We start from the raw sequence: 15,954 nt of genomic DNA on the forward strand, positions 1-15,954 counted from the left end.
CAGCCACCATGGAAAGCACGACGCCATCGCCTTCTTCGCCGCTGGTCAGCCTGCGCCACGTCAGCAAGCGCTTTGCCAACGGCACGCTCGCGCTGCAGGGCATGACGCTCGACATCGGCGAGCACGACTTCATCAGTTTTCTCGGCCCCTCGGGCTGCGGCAAGAGCACCGCGCTCAGGCTGATCGCCGGCCTCACGCGCCTGAGTTCGGGCGAGATGCACTGGTCGGGCGCCAACACCGGCAAGACGCAGAGCGACCGCGACCTGGGCTTCGTATTCCAGGAGCCCACGCTCATGCCCTGGGCCAAGGTGTTCGACAACGTCTGGCTGCCGCTCAAGCTCGCGGGCCAGAGCCGCGATGCGGCCGCGCCGGTGGTGCAGCAGGCGCTCGAGATGGTCGGTCTCTCGCGCTTCGCCGGCGTGTACCCGCGCGAGCTCTCGGGCGGGATGAAGATGCGCGTGTCGATTGCGCGCGCGCTGGTCACACACCCGCGGCTCCTGCTGATGGACGAGCCCTTTGCCGCGCTCGACGAGATGACGCGCATCAAGCTCAACAACGACCTGCTCGCGATCTGGCGCGAGCACCGCTTCTCGGTGGTGTTCGTCACGCACAGCGTCTACGAGTCGGTGTACCTCTCGAACCGCATCGTGGTGATGGCCGCGCGCCCGGGCCGCGTGATCGACGAGATCCGCATCGACGAGCCGTATCCGCGCGGCGAGGAGTTCCGCACCTCGAGCCGCTACAACGCGCACTGCACCGCCGTGTCGCAATCCCTGCATGGAGCCCTGCATGGCGTCGACATCGATCACTGATGAACCCGTCGCGCTCGCGGAGGCGGACACGGCGCCCTCCGAAGCCGCGCTGCGCGCGCACGAAGACGGCTTGCGCCGGCGCGAGTCGATGCTGCGCATCGCGGTGCCCGCGGGCATCGTCATCGCGCTGCTGCTGGCCTGGGAGTGGATGGTGCGCGCCAACAACATCCCGCACTACATCCTGCCCGCGCCTTCGCTCATCCTGCGCACGCTGTTCGACAACTGGGGCTCGCTTTCCAGCGCGCTGTGGTTCACGGTGAAGCTCACGCTGCTCGCGCTCGGCGCGGCCATTGTCGGCGGCGTGCTGCTGGCGATTGCCTTCGCGCTCTTCAAGTGGGTGGAGATCGGCCTGTTCCCGATCGCGGTGATCCTGCAGGTGACGCCGATCATCGCGATCGCGCCGCTGATACTGATCTACGTGTCGAGCACCACCGCGGCGCTCCTGCTGTGCGCGTGGATCGTGGCCTTCTTCCCGATCCTGTCGAACACCGTCATCGGCCTGAAAAGCGCCGACAGCAACCTGCGCGACCTGTTCCAGCTCTACCAGGCCTCGCCGTGGCAGACCTTCCGCTACCTGCTCGCGCCCAGCGCGCTGCCGTACTTCATGGCGGGCCTGAAGATCGCGGGCGGGTTGAGCCTGATCGGCGCGGTGGTGGCGGAGTTCACGGCCGGCACCGCGGGCAAGGAGACGGGGCTGGCGTCGCGCATCCTCGAATCGAGCTTCCGCACCGAGATCCCGATGATGTTCGCGGCGCTGCTGCTGGTGTCCCTGCTGGGCATCGTGATCTTCATCGTGTTCGCGGCCCTGTCGCGCCTCGTGCTCGGCCATTGGCATGAAAGCGAGATGCGCCGTGAACGCTAGGGCCATGCACGCCGCCACCGACTGGGAGGCCGTGCGCGCCGACCTGCGCGGCCTCAACCTGATCACCGCGCCGGCCCAGCGCAAGCAGCTGTCCAAGGACTTCTACTGGTACAGCCCCATCCTCAGCGCGCAGCTCGCGGGCTGCGTGGCCGACCTGGTGGTCAAGGTCAGCACCGAGGACGACGTGCGCCAGGCGGCGGCCGTGGCCGCGAAGTGGAAGCTGCCGCTCACCGTGCGCGCCGGCGGCACCGGCAACTACGGCCAGTGCGTGCCGCTCGAAGGCGGCATCGTGCTCGACGTGACGCAGATGTGCCGCGTGCTCGACATCCAGGACGGCCGCATGCGCGTGGAGGCCGGCGCGCGCATGCACGACATCGACCTTGCAGCGCGCGAAACCGGCCAGGCGCTTCGCATGTGGCCCTCGACCTGGCACGTGGCCACCATCGGCGGCTTCATCGCGGGCGGCTTCGGCGGCATCGGCTCGTTCCGCCACGGCATCCTGCGCGACCCCGGCAACCTGCTGCGCGCGCGCGTCATGACGGTGGAGCGCGAGCCACGCATCATCGAACTGCACGGCGACGAGATCCAGCAGGTGCACCATGCCTACGGCACCAATGGCGTGATCCTCGACGTGGAAGTGGCGCTGAGCCCGGCCGTCGAGTGGGTGCATTGCACGGTGCTGTTCGAAACCTACCGCGCTGCGCTGGCCTTCGCCGTCGCGGCGCAGGCGCCCACGCTCGACATCTTCCTTCTCTCCACGGTCGAGGCGCGCTTCTCGCCCTACTACACGGCGATGCGCGACCGCTTTCCGCGCGACCGGCATGCGGCGTTCGCGATGGTCTCGCCCGAATCGATGAAGGATTTCCACGCGCTGGCCGCTGCGCATGGCGGCACCCTCTCCGTCGCCGGCACCGAGCCCGAGCTGCTCGCCGAGGGCCTGCCGCCCGCCTACGAGTGCGCGTTCAACCACACGACGCTGCAGGCGCTCAAGGCCGACCGCGGCTGGACCTACCTGCAGGTGGCCTACGCCCAGCCCTTCGACCCGGCGGTGGTCGAGCGGCATCTGCAAATCTTCGGCGACGAGGTGCTGCAGCACCAGGACTTCGCACGCGCCGGCGGCGAATGCGGCACCTTCGGCATCCTGCTGGTGCGCTGGAAGGGCGAAGCCCACCAGTACGAAGTGATCCGCGAGATCGAATCGCAGGGCGGCTGCAAGATCTTCAATCCGCATGTCGTGACCATCGAGGACGGCGGCATGAAGACCATCGACACGCAGCAGATCGAGTTCAAGAAGCGCAGCGATCCGATGGGGCTCATGAACCCCGGCAAGACGCGTGGCTGGACTTCCGATATGGCTGTCGAGCGCTGAAATGAAGCGTTGTCTTGTCTTCCTTTGCGTCGGCTTCGAAGGCTGCTGTTCAGGGCGCGCTCCCGCCGACGGGGTACCTTGCTCCGCGAATGTCCTCCGGCCTGCGGCCTCCCCCTTTATTTCGCTGCGCAAGGCACCCCATCGACGTGATCGTTATCAGCAACGGCTGTTGATCAGCGGTTCACCAGCAGCGCGCCCCAGTGCACAGAGCATCGGGTGCTCCCCGCAGCGAAATAAAGGAGGAGGCCGCAGGCCGGGGGACATTCGCGGAGGGGAGTACCCGGTGATCTGTGCACACGCCCTGAACAGCAGCCTCGTCCATCGCGCAAGCTGACATGAAAATATCCCATCGAATTCACACCAGGAGTCCACTGCCATGCGCGTTCCCGCTCTGACCATCCATCCGCTCGCCCTAGCCCTGGCCCTCGCGGCCGCCGCCTTCGCCGTACAGGCGCAGGAAAAAGTGGTGTTCGCCACCAACTGGAAGGCGCAGGCCGGCCACGGCGGCTTCTACCAGGCGCTGGTGGACGGCACCTACAAGAAGTATGGCCTCGACGTCGACATCCAGCAGGGCGGACCGATGGTCAACAACCGGCCGATGCTACCGGCCGGCAAGGTCGACTTCCTCATGACCGGCAACCTGCTGCAATCCTTCGACAACGTGAAGAACGGCGTGCCCACCGTCGTGGTCGCGGCCTTCTTCCAGAAAGACCCGCAGGCCATGTTCGCGCATCCGGGCCAGGGCTTCGACACCTTCAAGGACATGGCCAAGGCGCCCGTGGCCTTCATCGGCAAGGACGGCCAGTTCAGCTTCTGGCAGTGGATGAAGTCGGAGCACGGCTTCAAGGATTCGCAGCTCAAGCCCTACACCTTCAACGTCGGCCCGTTCCTGGCGGACAAGAAGTCCATCCAGCAGGGCTACGCCATCTCCGAGCCGCTCTCGATCAAGGCGCAGGCCGGCTTCGACCCTGTGGTGCAGCTCCTGGCCGACAACGGCTTCTCGACCTACTCGACCACCATCGAGACGCGCGCCGACCTCGTCAAGACCAAGCCCGAGACCGTGCGCAAGTTCGTCGAGGCCTCGATCATCGGCTGGAACAACTACCTCTACGGCGACAACAAGGCCGCCAACGAGATGATCGCCAAGATCAACCCCGACTCGCCCGTCGCCGCATCGCAGGGCTCGATCGAGCTCATGAAGAAGATGGGCATCGTCGACAGCGGCGAATCGCTCGCCAAGGGCATCGGCGCAATGGACGAGGCCCGCGTGAAAGACTTCTACGACAAGATGGTGAAGGCCGGCCTCTACAAGCCCGGCGAGGTCGACCTGTCGAAGGTCGTGACCACGCAGTTCGTCAACAAGGGTGTCGGTCTCGACATCCGCAAGAAGCTCGCTGGAAAGTAATTCTGCTTCGAAGTTTTCCCGTGGGCCGCGCGGGGCTTGCGCCGGGGTCAGATGCCGGCGCCTGGGTTGCCATAAGGCACTGCGCGGCTCTTCATTCCCTGGGCTCTGACCCCGTCTCGCCGAACCGGCGAACCGGCCCTCCTCATGAAAACGCTCGTCGTCCACTGCCATCCGAACCCTGACAGCTTCAACCACGCGCTCTACCGCACCGCCCTCGAGGCCCTCGAGCCGCGGCACCCCGTCAAGGCCATCGACCTGTACGCCGAAGGCTTCGATCCCACGCTCACGCGCGAAGAGCGCATCGCCTATCTCGACAACCCCGAACTGATCCGCGAACGCGTCAAACCGCATGTCGAAGCGCTGCTGTGGGCCGAGCACCTGGTGTTCGTCTATCCCACCTGGTTCCATGGACCGCCGTCGATGCTCAAGGGCTGGCTCGAGCGCGTCTGGCTGCCGGGCGTGGCCTTCCTGCCGGCAGAGCGCAAGGGACAGCTCGCGAGGTCGGGCATGCGGCACATCCAGCGGCTGACGGTGGTGACCACGGGCGGCTCGCCGCGCTGGTTCGTGATGCTCATCGGCGATCCGGGCCGGCGGCTGTTCACGCGCGCGCTGCGGGCGCTGTTCGCGTGGCGCTGCAAGGTCACGTGGCTGCAGCTGCACGACATGAACGCCGTCACCGCGCGCGACCGCAGCCACTTCATCGAACGCGTTGCGCGCAAGCTGCAGAGCATCTAGCAGGAAGACCCCACCATGAGCCTCGAACGCACGCTCACCGTCCGCGTCGAACGCATCTCGCGCCAGACGCCGGAAATCCTGGCCTTCGAGCTGGCCCACCCGTGGGGCCGCGCCCTGCCGGGCTACGAGGCCGGCGCGCACATCGACGTGCACATGCCCGGCGGCTTCTCGCGCCAGTACTCGCTGGCGCGATGGTCTCTTTCGAATCCGCCGTCGAACGCCGCCTCGTCCTACCTGATCGGCGTCAAGCGCGAAGCCGAAAGCCGCGGCGGCTCGGCCTCGATGCACGAGCGCGTGCGCCAGGGCGACCTGCTCGCGATCAGCGCACCGCGCAACACCTTTGCGCTGCGCGAAGAGGCCGGGCACCATCTGCTGATGGCCGGCGGCATCGGCATGACGCCGCTGCTGGCGATGGCGCAGGCGCTCGCGGCGCGCGGTGCCTCGTTCACGCTCTGCGTGTTCGCGCGCAGCGAGGAACACCTGGCCTTTGCCGATGCGCTGCATTCGCCCGCGCTGGCGCCGCACCTGCGCCTGCACCTCGACCAGGGCGACGCCAGCCAGCGCATCGACCTGCGCACGCTGCTGGCCGAGCGCACGCCGGATGCGCACCTGTATGTCTGCGGCCCCGGCGGCTTCATGCGGGCGGTGCGCGAGGCCGCGGCGCACTGGCCCGAAGACACGCTGCACGCCGAATACTTCGCCGCTCCCACCGATGCGAACGCGGGCACCGGCCTGCCCTTCACGCTGAAGCTCGCGCAGCGCGGCATCAGCGTGCCGGTGGCGGCCGACCAGACCGCCGTCGATGCGCTGCACGAAGTGGGCATCGACATTCCGGTGTCGTGCCAGCAGGGCCTGTGCGGCACCTGCGTGGTCGAGGGCGATGGCGAAGGCGCGGAGCACCGCGACTTCTGCCTCACGGGCAGCGAGCGGCGCCACAAGGTGGCCCTGTGCTGCTCGCGCGCCAGGGGCCGGGAACTGGTGCTGCAGCTGTGAGCATCGGAAAAGAAGAACAACAACAAGGCGACGCCGAGGCGCCCGCCGCGACGCGTGGCCGCTCGCGCAAGTACACGCAGGTGCTCGGCCTCATCAACCAGGCCGCCATCGAGGTGTTCGCAAGCGAGGGCCCGGCCGGCGCCTCGACCCAGGCCATTGCCGACAAGGCCGGGCTCTCGAAGGCGCAGCTGCACTACTACATCGAGAGCAAGGAAGCGCTCTACCGGCAGATCCTGCAGGACATCCTCAACGACTGGATCGTGGTGTTCGGCTTTGCCGACGAGGCCTTCGGCCCGCGCAAGGTGCTGGGCGACCTGATCCGCCGCAAGATGGTGTTCTCGTTCGAGCACCCGCTGCGCTCGCGCATCTTCACGGCCGAGATGATGCGCGGCGCGCCGGTGCTCAACACCATGATGGACACGAGCAAGCAGCGCACCGACCAGGCCGCCGCCGTCATACAGAACTGGATGAACCAGGGCCTGATGGACAAGGCCGACCCGATGCTGGTGCTGTTCCACATCTGGGCCGTGACGCAGTTCTATGCCGACCACGCCACGCAGGCCGCTTACTTCCGCAATGTGGCGCAGCAAGGCGACGACAAGGACCGGCGCTACCTGATCGAGCAGGTGACCGAATTCCTGCTGAAAGGCGCGGGCGTCAGGTAGCGCGGTGCTGCGGCAGGTACATGGTGGCTTCCACTTCCACCAGCACCTCGTCGCCCGGCAGGAAGCGCGACACCTCGACCACCGTGCTGACCGGCGGCTCGCCCGGATAGAACAGGCCGCGCACGCGGTTGTAGAAGGCGTAGTGCGGCAGCTGGCGGAAGTACTGCACCAGCTTCACCACGTCTTCCATCGTGCCGCCATGCTCGGCCGCGAGCTGGCGGATGCGCTCGAGCACGAACCAGCTCTGCGCCACGATGGGCGCCTCGAAGACGTCGACCGACATCTGGCCGGTGGCATAGCCCAGGCCCTGCAGGGCCGTGCGGCCTTCCTCGGGCAGGGCGTCGTAGCCGGCCACCGCGCGGCGCGTGGCCGGATCGACCGCGACCACGCCGCTCATGAAGACGAAATCGCCCACGCGCTTGGCGGCGGCGTAGTTGGCCATTGGCTTGCCCATGCTCATCGTGACTGCTCCAGAATTTCTTGACCGCCGCGGATCACGGTGCGCCGGCGCCCGCGCGGGCCGACGAGCTCGTGCTCGCCGGTGGCCGCGAGCAGCACCAGGTCCGCGGGGCAGCCCGGTGCGATGCGGCCGTCCCACGCAAGGCCGAGCGCCTTCGCAGGGCTGAGGGTGATCGCGTCGAGCCATTCTTCGGCGGGCGCGAGGTGCGCCATCTGCACGCCGAGGCCGAAGGTTTCGAGAAGGTCGTAGCTGCCATAGGGATAGAAGGCGTCCTGCACGTTGTCCGTTGCCAGGCTCGCACGCAAGCCCCGTGCCGCCGCCTCGTGGATGCGCGTGATGCCGCGCGGCACGGGCGTGCGGTCCCAGGCGCCCTGCAGGTAGAGGTTGGTGGTCGGCAGCGCGACGATGTGGATGCCGGCGCCCGCACATAGCGCCAGCGTTTCGTTGGCAACGGCATCGTCCTGCATGGCCAGCGAGCAGCAGTGGCCGCAGACCACGCCGCGCCGGAAGTCGCGCGCACGCACCAGCTGCGCAATGCTGCGCAGGCCGCTCGCATCGGCGTCGAGCCCTTCGTCGACATGGAAGTCGAGGCCCAGGCCGTGGTCCTGCGCGAGGTCGAACACGCGGCCCAGCTTGTGCACCAGTCCTTCGTTGCGATACACGAAGGCGCCCAGCACGCCGCCTGCGCGCTTCACCTCGCGCGCCATGCGCTCGCCGGCCGCGAGATCGGCGAACAGGTCCAGCGGCGTGAGCGAGACGAACTGCAGCTCGATGCGGCCGCGCCACTCTTCGCGCAGCGCCTCGAACACCGCCAGCGCGGCGGGCGGCTCGCCCTCCACCCAGTCGATGTGGGTGCGCAGCGCGCGCGTGCCCGACTGCCAGGCCTCGTGCAACGCGCGTTCCATGCGCGGGCGCAGCGTCTGGCCGCTCCAGCCCGCGCGGTGCTTCGCCATGCGGTCGATGGCCGCGAACAGGTTGCCCTGGGCCGCGCCGACTTCCTGCACGGTGTAGTTCTTGTCGATGTGCGCATGCGCCTCGACCAGCGCGCTCAGCAAGGTGCCGCGCGCCTGCGACTGCGATGCGCTCGGCACGATGGCCTGCACCCTGTCGCCGGCCAGCATGACGTCGAAGACCTGCGCATCGCCCGCGGCAAAGCCGCGCAGCCGCGATGGAATGCGCAGCGACTCGAGCTTCATGCGCGCTGTTGCAGCGCCCGCAGCCAGCCCAGCCCGGCCGAGGTGCCGCCGGGTTCCGAGCCGCGCCGGGGCCGGTACTCGCAGCCGACCCAGCCCTGCCAGCCGCTCTGCGCCGACACCTCGTCGATCAGGTCGAACAGGTAGGTGTAGTTCTGCTCGCCGATATCGGGCTCGTGGCGCTCGGGAACGCCGGCAATCTGGATGTGGCCCACGCGCCCGGTGGGCAGGTACTTGCGGATCTTCATCGCCACGTCGCCCTCGACGATCTGGCAATGGTACAGGTCCATCTGCACCTTGAGGTTGGGCGCGCCCACCATGTCGACGATCTCGTGCGCATGGTCCTGCCGGTTCAGGAAGAAGCGCGGGATGTCGCGCGTGTTGATGGGTTCGATCAGCACGTCGCGCCCGGCCTTGGCCGCCTCGGCCGCGGCCCAGCGCAGGTTGTCGACGTACACGGGCTGCACGGCCTCGCGCTCGAAGCCTTCGGGCACCAGGCCCGCCATGACGTGGATGCGCGGGCAGCCGAGCGCCACGGCGTAGTCGATGGCGCTGGCCATGCCTTCGCGGAACTCGGCGTCGCGCCCCGGCAGGCAGGCCAGGCCACGCTCACCGCCGTCCCAGTGGCCTGGGGGAGCATTGAAGAGCACCTGCTGCAGGCCGTTGTGCTTGAGCCGCGCGGCGAGCTCCTCCTTTGCGAAGGCATAGGGGAAAAGATACTCGACGGCCTTGAAGCCGTCTTTCGCGGCGGCTTCGAAGCGGTCGAGGAAGTCGTGCTCCGGATAGAGCATCGAGAGGTTGGCTGCGAATTGGGGCATGGCGTGTTTTTACTACTACTGGTGGCTACCAGCGCGCACCGAAGATGCGGCGCAGTTCATCGATCTGTTCGCTGCCGAGCGGCTCGGGCCTGGCGGGGCCGGCAAGCAGCTGGAGCCTTGCGGTTTCCTCGAGTTCCTCAAGCACGGCCATGGCGGCGGCGGGAGTCTCGTGCCACACGTTGGGGCCGAGGCGTTCGAGCATCACGGCGCGAATCGGCGTGCCGGCCGCACCGTGACGCTCGATGGCCTGCGCCACGAGTTCGGCCGCCTCGGGCGCGCCGGGGCGGTGGTACGGAATGAGCGGCACGTGGCCGACCTTCATGACGAAGTACGGCGTGAGCGCGGGCAGCAGCTCGTCGCCCGGCGTGTTCGCCAGCGTGAGCGCGACGCAGTGCGTGCTGTGCGTGTGGATCACGCAGGCCGTGTCCGCATCGAAGCGGCGCGCCGCGGCGTAGATGCGCGTGTGCAGCGCGATGGTCTTGCTGGCGCGGTCGCCGCCGGTCTGCTGGCCTTGCGCGTCGAGTTTGGCGAGACGCGCGGGGTCGAGAAAACCCAGGCAGGCATCGGTCGGCGTGATGAGAAAACCGTCGTCCAGCCGCACGCTGATGTTGCCGGCGGTGGCATGCACGTAGCCGCGCTCGAACAGGCTGCGGCCGACGCGGCAGATTTCTTCTCGGGCTTGGGTTTCTTTCATGTCTTTTTTAACTTCGCGACGGGTGCTGTATTTGAGTGCTGTTGTTCAGGGCGCTGTTGTTCAGGGCGCGTGCCCAGGCCACCGGGTACTCCCCTCCGCGAATGTCCCCCGGCCTTCGGCCTCCTCCTTTATTTCGCTGCGGGGAGCACCCGATGCCCTGGGCACAAGGCACGCTCTGGGTGCACAGCTGATCAATGACTGCTCCGCATAACGCTCCCGCTGATGGGGTGCCTTGCGCAGCGAAATCAAGGGGGAGGCCGAAGGCCGGAGGACATTCGCGGAGCAAGGTACCCCGTCGGCGGGAGCGCGCCCTGAAGTCGGCGGGAGCGCGTGCCCTGAAAAGACACCGAGCATGAACATCATCCAAGCACTGTAAAGGCCTTGGTGAAAAAATCATCCCCCCCGAAGTTGCCGGACTTCAGCGCAATGTGCACCGGCGAGCCTTCGACATCCGTGCGCGCATGGCACCACGGCACCCCGGGATCGATCTGCGGACCGATCTGCATCTGCGCGATGCCCAGCGCCTGCACGCAGGCACCGGAGGTTTCGCCGCCCGCCACCACCAGCTGGCGCACACCCCGCTCGACCAGGCCGCGCGCAATCGCGGCAATGGTGCGCTCGACCATCGCGCCGGCTTCCTCGACGCCGAGCTTGCCCTGCACCGATTTGACGGCACCGGCCTCGGCCGTGGAATAGACCAGCACCGGCTGCTCCTCGACCAGCGGCGCAGCCCATGCCAATGCCTCGGCCGCGACATCCACGCCCGCGGCAATGCGCAGCGGATCCACGGCCAGCGCCGCGCCGCCGCGCTGGATGAAGTCGAGCACCTGCCGGTTGGTCGCGAGCGAGCAGCTGCCCGACACCACGGCGCGCAATCCGCCGGCCGCCGGCAGCGCACTGGCCTGCGACGACGGCGCAAGGCCGAAGTTGGCCGGTAACCCGATGGCCACGCCCGAGCCCGCCGTGACCAGCGGCATCTTCGCGAGCGCCGGGCCGAGGCGCAGCAGGTCGTCGTTCGACACCGCATCGACGATGGCGATCGACACGCCCTCGGCTTTGAGTTGCTCGATGCGCTCCGTGACGGCCGCCGCGCCGCGCGCCACCACCGCATGGTCGATCAGCCCGACCTTGCGCGTGCACTGCGCCTGCAGCACGCGCACGAGGTTCGGGTCGGTCATGGGCGTGAGCGGATGGTTCTGCATGCCGCTCTCGCTCAGCAGCACCTCGCCCGCGAACAGATAGCCCTTGAACACGGTGCGCTTGTTGTCGGGGAAGGCGGGCGTGGCGATGGTGAAATCGCACTTCAGCGCCTCCATCAGCGCCTCGGTCACCGGGCCGATGTTGCCCTGCGGCGTGCTGTCGAAGGTGGAGCAGTACTTGAAGTAGACCTGCTGCGCACCCTGCGCCTGCAGCCAGCGCAGTGCATCGAGCGATTGCGCGATGGCCTCGGCCGGCGCGATGGTGCGCGACTTGAGCGCGACGACGACGGCATCCACGTCGGCATCGAGCGGCGTGGCAGGAACTCCGATCGCCTGCACCACGCGCATGCCGGCGCGCACGAGGTTGTTGGCGAGGTCCGTCGCACCGGTGAAATCGTCGGCGATACAGCCGAGCAGCAACTTGGCCATGGCTCAGTCCTTGGTGGCAGCAGGCCGTACAGGCAGCTTCACCGCCTGCGGGTTCTCGCGCACGTAGTCGCGCAGGATGGCGTCGAAGCTCGCGTCGGCCTTCAGGCCCAGCGCCTCGGCGCGCGCGGCGTGGATGCGGCTGGGCCAGCTGGTCACGATCTTCGCAATGGCTGCATCGGGCTCCCAGTCGATCAGCCCGGTGGCCTCCTTGCCGGCGATGCGTTCGAGCGCATCGGCCATTTCGCGCACGGTGGTGGTCAGCGCGGGCAGGTTGACGGCGGTGCGTGCGCCCCATTCGGCGGCACTGGCCGTGGCCGCGCGCACGATGCCCGCGACGGTGTTGCCGGGCGATGCGAGCGCAACCGCCGTCTCGGGCGCCACGGGGCAGCGCGCGCGCTCGCCCGCCAGCGGCTCGCGCAGCATGCCGCTCAGGAAGCTGGAGGCCGCGCCGTTGGGCCGGCCCGGGCGCACCGACACGGTCATGAGCCGCACGTTGCGGCCCTGCACGAAACCCTTGCGCGTGAAGTCGGCCACCAGCTGCTCGCCGATGAACTTCTGGATGCCGTAGCTGTTCTGCGGCGTCGGCAGCGTGGTGTCCTCGATCACCGCGGGCAGGCGCTGCTCGGGCGAATCGCCGAACACCGCCACCGAGCTGGAGAACACGAACACCGGCGCATGGCCCGCGCGGCGGCAGGCGTCGAGCAGCGCGCGCGTGGTGTCGAGGTTGCTGCGCATGCCCAGGTCGAAGTCGGCCTCGCATTCGCCGCTCACGGCCGCAGCCAGGTGGAACACGGCATGGGTGTCGGCCAGCGGCAGCGCGCCGCCGGTCGCCTGCTCGTACAGGTCACCCTGCACGAAGTGCACGCGCGCATCGGCCTGCAGATCGGCGGGCGGCGCCACGCGGTCGGCCAGGGTGATGCGCGAGACGGGCTGGGCCGCGCCGCCGGCCAGTGCGAGCGGGCCGCCTGCGAGCAGCGTGCGCGCGAGCCGCGCGCCAACGAAACCGCAACCTCCGGTGATGAGAATGTTCATGGTGCTTGTCTTCCTTTGACTTCAGGCTTTCTTGTCGGCAGCCGGCAGTTCGATGCCGGGGAAAATCTTGATGACCGCGCTGTCGTCCTCGCGCGCGAAGCCCGCGGTCGAGGCCTGCATGAACATCTGGTGCGCGGTGGACGACAGCGGCAGCGGAAACTTGCTGGCGCGCGCCACGTCGAGCACCAAGCCCAGGTCCTTCACGAAGATGTCGACGGCCGACAGCGGCGTGTAGTCGCCCGCCAGCACGTGCGCCATGCGGTTCTCGAACATCCAGCTGTTGCCCGCGCTGTGCGTGATGACCTCGTACAGCGCGGCCGGGTCCACGCCTTCGCGCAGGCCCAGCGCCATGGCCTCGGCCGCCGCGGCAATGTGCACGCCGGCCAGCAGCTGGTTGATGACCTTGACCTTGCTGCCCGCCCCCGCGCGGTCGCCCAGACGATAAACCTTGGCCGCCATCGCGTCGAGCACGGCGCCGGCCTTTTCATAGGCTGCGGGGGTGCCCGCGGTCATCATCGTCATCTGGCCGCTCGCGGCCTTGGCGGCGCCACCGGAGATCGGCGCGTCGAGGTACAGGATGCCCTGCGCGGCCAGGCGCGCCTCGAGCGCGACCGACCAGTTCGGGTCCACGGTGGAGCACATCACGAACAGGCTGCCGGGCTTCATCGACGCCGCGCAGCCGGGCGTGGTGCCATCGCCGAACAGCACCGACTCGGTCTGCGCCGCGTTGACCACCACGGAAACCACGATGTCGCACTGCGCGCCGAGCGCGGCCAGCGTGTCGCAGGCCACGCCGCCGTCGCGCGCAAAGGCGTGGGCCACGTCCAGGCGCACGTCGAACACATGCGGCTCGTAGCCCGCGCGGCGCAGCGACTGCGCCATGCCGCTGCCCATGGCGCCGAGGCCCACGACGCCGACGACGGGTGTGCTGGTGTTGGAAATCATGTGAGGGTTCTTTCGATCATCTGTTGACGAGTTGCTTGGGCGTGAGCCACACGCCGATGGCCCCGAGCACCAGCGCAGCGGCCAGCACGTACATACCGATCTGCGTGCTGCCCGTCAGGTCCTTCAGGTAGCCGATGAGGTAGGGGCTCGCGAACCCCGCAAGATTACCCACCGAATTGATGGCCGCAATGCCGGCCGCCGCCGCCGTGCCCGAGAGAAAGGCGGTGGGCAGCGACCAGAAGAGCGGCGCGCAGGTCAGCACGCCGGCCGCCGCGAGCGAGAGGAAGGCGAGCGACACGACCGTGTTCTGCGTGTACGACGCGGCCACCGTGAAACCCACCGCGCCCATCAGCGCGGGCACGATCAGGTGCCAGCGGCGCTCCTGCCGGCGGTCGGCGCTGCGGCCGAAGAGGTTCATCGCGACGATCGCGCAGATGAACGGAATGGCGCTCAGGAGGCCGATGTGCAGGTTGCCCTTCACGCCCGTGGCCTTGACCAGCGTGGGCAGCCAGAAGGTCAGCGCGTACTGGCCCATCACGAAGGCGAAGTAGATGAGCGCCATCCACCACACGCGCATGTCGCGGAACATGGCCCCCACCGAGTGCGGGCCCTTGGCGCCATGCGCCTGGTCGCGCGCGACCTCGCGCAGCAGCAGGCTCTTTTCCTCGGGCGAGAGCCAGCGCGCATGCTGGATGCCGTTGTCCAGGTAGAGCAGCACCATCACGCCCACGAGCACGGCCGGAATGGCTTCGATGATGAACATCCACTGCCAGCCCTGCATCGAGGACACGCCGTGGAAGGCGTCCATGATCCAGCCCGACAGCGGATTGCCGAAGATGCCCGCCACCGGAATGGCCGACATGAACACCGCGATGATCCGCGCGCGCCGGTGCGCCGGGTACCAGTGGGTGAGGTAGAGGATCACGCCGGGATAGAAGCCCGCCTCCGCCACGCCCAGCAGGAAACGCAGGATGTAGAAGCTGGTCGGCGTTTCCACGAACACGAAGCAGGCCGACAGCACGCCCCAGGTGATCATGATCCGCGCGATCCAGATGCGCGCGCCCACCCGGTTGAGCAGCAGGTTGCTCGGCACCTCGAACAGGAAGTAGCCGAGGAAGAAGATGCCCGCGCCCAGGCCGAACACCGTTTCGCTGAAGCCCAGGTCCTGCCCCATCTGCAGCTTGGCAAAGCCCACGTTCACGCGGTCGAGATACGCGACCACGTAGCACAGCATCAGAAAGGGAACCAGGCGCCAGAACACCTTGGCATAGGCGCGCTTTTCGAGCGCGGCGTCGGCGGACACGGGCAGTGCGCCGACCGGAAGGGTGGAGGAAGTCATGAAAAGGGTTGTCCCGCTTTGGATGAGAAAGAGGCCTTGCCGCCGCTGGCTCGCGCGGCCGTCGCTTTATTTGTCAGGTCATCATACAAATTTGATTTCGGAGCCTTGCCTCGGGTAAACCCGAAGACGCTGCCGTCCGCAGCGCCTTTTTGGTGAGCTTGTGTGTCGCAGCCGCTCAGCTGCCGATCGGCCAGCCTTCGACCAGCGGCCGCGCGAGCTGCGCGCCCTCCTGCTGCCAGAACGCGGGGTCGGCCTGCTCGATGCGGCGGATCGCGTTGTCCATGTGGGACTTGGCCGCCTCGCGCGCCCGCAGCGCATCGCCGGCCTCGATGGCCTCGACGATGCGGGCGTGCTCCTGCGCCACCTCGCGCGCGAAATCGGCGCGCCGCGCCTCGTTGGCGCGCGTGACGCGCGTGGCGCCGTGCAGGAACTGCCGCAGGTACTGCAGCGTGCCGATCAGGAAGGGATTGCGCGCGGCCTCGGCAATGGCGCGGTGAAAGCGCACGTCTTCCTCGGCGCCGTTGCCGCCCGCGGCCACGGCCGCATGCAGCGCGTCGATGGCATCGCGGATGCGCTGCACATCGTCGGGCGTGCGGCGCTCGGCCGCGAGCGCGGCCACCTCGGCCTCCAGCGCACGGCGCAGTTCGACCATCTGGATCACCGCTTCGCGCGAAGCCACGTGCGGCATCTCGAAGCGCAGCGGCTCCACGCCCGCGGCGCGCACGTACACGCCGCTGCCCTGGCGCGAATCGAGCAGCCCCAGCGACTTGAGCCGCGACACCGCCTCGCGAACCACCGTGCGGCTCACGCCGAACTGCTCGGCCAGCGCGCTCTCGGTCGGCAGGCGGTCGCCCTCGGACAGGCGTCCGCTGCGCACTTCGGCGGCCAAGGCGTCGGCCACCTGGTCGGCGAGGCGGGCACCGGGAGCGATGGATTGGAAGCGGGCGGTCATGGGCGCGAAAGGGAGGGGGCCTGCGACTCTAACGCAGGCCCGCACGGCCAGG

At 68.3% G+C, this 15,954-nt stretch carries 16 protein-coding genes; 7 read left to right on the forward strand and 9 right to left on the reverse strand.

Features of this window, described 5'->3' with window-relative positions; genetic code table 11:
- Positions 1-8: 8 nt before the first annotated feature.
- The 7 genes from RZE77_RS26735 to RZE77_RS26765 all read left to right on the forward strand — a co-directional run bounded on the left by RZE77_RS26735 (position 9) and on the right by RZE77_RS26765 (position 6,841).
- Positions 9-812, forward strand: coding sequence for an ABC transporter ATP-binding protein (locus RZE77_RS26735; RefSeq protein WP_319439988.1), 804 nt, complete (start codon positions 9-11; stop codon positions 810-812).
- Positions 790-1,674, forward strand: coding sequence for an ABC transporter permease (locus RZE77_RS26740; RefSeq protein WP_319439989.1), 885 nt, complete (start codon positions 790-792; stop codon positions 1,672-1,674). Before RZE77_RS26735 ends, RZE77_RS26740 begins: the two co-directional genes overlap by 23 nt.
- A gap of 4 nt (positions 1,675-1,678) precedes the next feature.
- A complete protein-coding gene (locus RZE77_RS26745; protein WP_319439990.1) occupies positions 1,679-3,043 on the forward strand; it encodes an FAD-binding oxidoreductase in 1,365 nt (454 codons plus the stop codon).
- 376 nt (positions 3,044-3,419) lie between these two features.
- Positions 3,420-4,448: an ABC transporter substrate-binding protein gene (locus RZE77_RS26750; protein WP_319439991.1), complete on the forward strand. Its 1,029-nt coding sequence runs from the start codon at positions 3,420-3,422 to the stop codon at positions 4,446-4,448.
- A 144-nt stretch (positions 4,449-4,592) separates the two neighbouring features.
- Complete coding sequence (locus tag RZE77_RS26755; protein WP_319439992.1) at positions 4,593-5,183, forward strand: NAD(P)H-dependent oxidoreductase; 591 nt, start codon at positions 4,593-4,595, stop codon at positions 5,181-5,183.
- A 15-nt stretch (positions 5,184-5,198) separates the two neighbouring features.
- Entirely contained in the window at positions 5,199-6,176 is a 978-nt protein-coding gene (locus RZE77_RS26760; RefSeq protein WP_319439993.1) for a PDR/VanB family oxidoreductase, read from the forward strand.
- Entirely contained in the window at positions 6,173-6,841 is a 669-nt protein-coding gene (locus RZE77_RS26765; protein ID WP_319439994.1) for a TetR family transcriptional regulator C-terminal domain-containing protein, read from the forward strand. Before RZE77_RS26760 ends, RZE77_RS26765 begins: the two co-directional genes overlap by 4 nt.
- Here the strand turns inward: RZE77_RS26765 and RZE77_RS26770 are convergent.
- From RZE77_RS26770 to RZE77_RS26810, 9 genes are all read right to left on the reverse strand, one after another.
- Positions 6,834-7,301: a RidA family protein gene (locus RZE77_RS26770; RefSeq protein ID WP_319439995.1), complete on the reverse strand. Its 468-nt coding sequence runs from the start codon at positions 7,299-7,301 to the stop codon at positions 6,834-6,836. The genes RZE77_RS26765 and RZE77_RS26770 overlap by 8 nt on opposite strands.
- Entirely contained in the window at positions 7,298-8,497 is a 1,200-nt protein-coding gene (locus RZE77_RS26775; protein WP_319439996.1) for an amidohydrolase family protein, read from the reverse strand. Before RZE77_RS26775 ends, RZE77_RS26770 begins: the two co-directional genes overlap by 4 nt.
- The gene (gene otnI / locus RZE77_RS26780) at positions 8,494-9,312 is read right to left on the reverse strand and encodes a 2-oxo-tetronate isomerase (protein ID WP_319439997.1); all 819 of its coding nucleotides are present in this window, start codon (positions 9,310-9,312) and stop codon (positions 8,494-8,496) included. Before otnI ends, RZE77_RS26775 begins: the two co-directional genes overlap by 4 nt.
- A gap of 25 nt (positions 9,313-9,337) precedes the next feature.
- A complete protein-coding gene (locus RZE77_RS26785) occupies positions 9,338-10,006 on the reverse strand; it encodes a class II aldolase/adducin family protein (RefSeq protein WP_319439998.1) in 669 nt (222 codons plus the stop codon).
- A gap of 359 nt (positions 10,007-10,365) precedes the next feature.
- Positions 10,366-11,634, reverse strand: a complete 1,269-nt coding sequence (gene otnK, locus RZE77_RS26790; protein WP_319439999.1) for a 3-oxo-tetronate kinase — start codon at positions 11,632-11,634, stop codon at positions 10,366-10,368.
- Positions 11,635-11,637: 3 nt separating this feature from the next.
- The gene (gene denD / locus RZE77_RS26795; protein WP_319440000.1) at positions 11,638-12,666 is read right to left on the reverse strand and encodes a D-erythronate dehydrogenase; all 1,029 of its coding nucleotides are present in this window, start codon (positions 12,664-12,666) and stop codon (positions 11,638-11,640) included.
- Positions 12,667-12,687: 21 nt separating this feature from the next.
- The gene (ltnD, locus tag RZE77_RS26800) at positions 12,688-13,611 is read right to left on the reverse strand and encodes an L-threonate dehydrogenase (protein ID WP_319440001.1); all 924 of its coding nucleotides are present in this window, start codon (positions 13,609-13,611) and stop codon (positions 12,688-12,690) included.
- 16 nt (positions 13,612-13,627) lie between these two features.
- Complete coding sequence (locus RZE77_RS26805; RefSeq protein ID WP_319440002.1) at positions 13,628-14,950, reverse strand: MFS transporter; 1,323 nt, start codon at positions 14,948-14,950, stop codon at positions 13,628-13,630.
- A 175-nt stretch (positions 14,951-15,125) separates the two neighbouring features.
- On the reverse strand, positions 15,126-15,902 hold the full coding sequence (locus RZE77_RS26810) for a FadR/GntR family transcriptional regulator (RefSeq protein ID WP_319440003.1): 777 nt from the start codon (positions 15,900-15,902) through the stop codon (positions 15,126-15,128).
- Between the last annotated feature and the right edge of the window lie 52 nt (positions 15,903-15,954).

The organism is Variovorax sp. SPNA7, from assembly GCF_033807855.1.
In the GTDB taxonomy this organism is placed as follows: Bacteria; Pseudomonadota; Gammaproteobacteria; order Burkholderiales; family Burkholderiaceae_C; genus Variovorax; species Variovorax beijingensis.